Source organism: Micrococcus sp. HMSC31B01 (assembly GCF_001816085.1).
Taxonomy (GTDB): domain Bacteria; phylum Actinomycetota; class Actinomycetes; order Actinomycetales; family Micrococcaceae; genus Micrococcus; species Micrococcus luteus.
Window position 1 is genome coordinate 1 of the sequence record NZ_KV825101.1, and the last position, 1,632, is coordinate 1,632.

Sequence of the window (1,632 nt, forward strand, 5' to 3'; positions counted from 1 at the left end):
CGGCCCATGGGCGTGGCCGTGCGGGCCTATTACACCGCCGGCGCCGCCGTCGACGGGGCGATCCCCGCCCCGCCCGGCGACCGGGGGGAGTGGATGGAGTCCTGGCTGCGCCTGCCGGATGCCGAGGGCAACCCGCTGCCCGGCTACGGCTGGCTGTTCCCGCTCGCGGACGGCACCGTGAACGTGGGCCTGGGCATCCTGGACACCTCCCCGCAGTTCGGGAAGCTGGACTACCGCGGGCTGCTGAAGTCCTGGACCGGGGCGCTCACCGCGGACTGGGGGATCGCCGAGCAGACGCGCACCTCGCGGATCCTCGGCGCGGCCCTGCCGATGGCGTTCAACCGCACCCCGCAGCACGTGCCGGGCATGCTCCTGGTGGGCGACGCGGCCGGCATGGTCTCCCCGTTCAACGGCGAGGGCATCGGGTTCGCGATGGAGGCGGCCCGCCTCGCCGCGGACCTGGCCGTGCAGGCGCACGCGGCCGGGACCGACGGCGCCGCGGACGCGATCCTGTCCCGTTACCCGGTGATCACCCAGCACCTGTGGGGCCGCCACTTCGCCCTCGGCGCCCGGTTCGCCCGCCTGATCGGCGATCCGCGGGTGATGAAGGCGGCGCTGGGCGCCGGGATGGCCGCACCCCCGCTGCTGCGGGCCGCGGTGAAGGTCATGGGCAACACGGTGGACGCGCGGGGCGGCGACGCCGTCGACCGGGCCGTCCGCGTGCTCGAGGCGCTCACCCCCGCGCTGACGACCGCGGGCGGCGCGCCGTTGGGTAGGCTTGCCCGGTGACCACCGCAGACCCCGGCTTCGCCCTGCCCTCCGGCTTCGAACCCCTCGCCGAGCACGGCCGTGTCCTGGAGGTCGTGCTGACCGCGCTCGAGCAGGTCGAGGAGCAGCTGGACACTGCCCTCGGCTTCGACGACCTGTTCTCCGACACCGCCGCCCACCACCTGCTGGCCGCCGGCGGCAAGCGGGTCCGTCCGGTCCTGACGGTGCTCGCCTCCCTCCTGGGCGACCCCGCCCTGGCCTCCGGCGAGGTCGCCGACGTGGACGCGCCCGCCCGCCAGGCCGCCGTCGTGATGGAGCTGACGCACCTGGCCACGCTGTACCACGACGACGTGATGGACGAGGCCCCCGTGCGCCGCGGCGCTCCCGCCGCCCACCGGCTGTGGGGCAACTCGGCGGCGATCCTGGCCGGCGACCTGATCTTCGCCCGCGCCTCCCAGCTCATGGCCGAGCTGGGCCCGCGGCCCGTGCAGATCCAGGCGGACACCTTCGAACGCCTCGTGCAGGGCCAGCTGTGGGAGACTCGCGGCCCGGCCGAGGGCGCGGACCCGATCGAGCACTACTACGCGGTGCTCTCCGGCAAGACCGGCTCGCTGATCGCCGCGGCCGGCATGCTCGGCGCGCTGCTGGGCGGAGCCGACGAGGCCGCCGTCCAGGTGATGCGCGCATACGGCGAGAAGGTGGGCCTGGCCTTCCAGCTCGCCGACGACCTGATCGACCTCACCGGCGACGCCGAGCGGATCGGCAAGGTCCCCGGCACGGACCTGCGCGAGCGCGTGCCCACCCTGACCACGCTGCTGCTGGCCCGCGCCGCGCAGGGCGAGGGGCCGGAGGCCGAGGACGCCC

At 75.4% G+C, this 1,632-nt stretch carries 1 protein-coding gene and 1 pseudogene; both read left to right on the plus strand.

Annotation, left to right across the window (positions count from 1 at the left end; all coding sequences use genetic code 11):
- Window positions 1-789 (plus strand): annotated as a pseudogene (locus HMPREF3105_RS05790) (FAD-dependent oxidoreductase); the annotation flags it as partial.
- Window positions 786-1,632: polyprenyl synthetase family protein (locus HMPREF3105_RS05795; RefSeq protein WP_070708962.1), on the plus strand; the 847-nt coding region annotated here is incomplete at its 3' end. The pseudogene HMPREF3105_RS05790 and the gene HMPREF3105_RS05795, both read left to right, overlap by 4 nt.